1 rRNA gene is annotated in these 267 nt (G+C 52.4%); it reads right to left on the reverse strand.

Annotated elements, in window-relative coordinates:
- Positions 1-267: ribosomal RNA gene (locus tag GTP27_RS23435) — 16S ribosomal RNA — on the reverse strand; the annotation flags it as partial.

Here is a 267-nt window from a genome sequence, read left to right on the forward strand (position 1 = left end):
TCTTACAAAACCGCCTGCGCACGCTTTACGCCCAGTAATTCCGATTAACGCTTGCACCCTACGTATTACCGCGGCTGCTGGCACGTAGTTAGCCGGTGCTTATTCTTCAGGTACCGTCATTAGCAAAGGATATTAGCCTTCACCGTTTCTTCCCTGACAAAAGAGCTTTACAACCCGAAGGCCTTCTTCACTCACGCGGCATTGCTGGATCAGGGTTGCCCCCATTGTCCAAAATTCCCCACTGCTGCCTCCCGTAGGAGTCTGGAC

The organism is Duganella qianjiadongensis, assembly GCF_009857915.1.
Lineage (GTDB): Bacteria > Pseudomonadota > Gammaproteobacteria > Burkholderiales > Burkholderiaceae_D > Rugamonas > Rugamonas qianjiadongensis.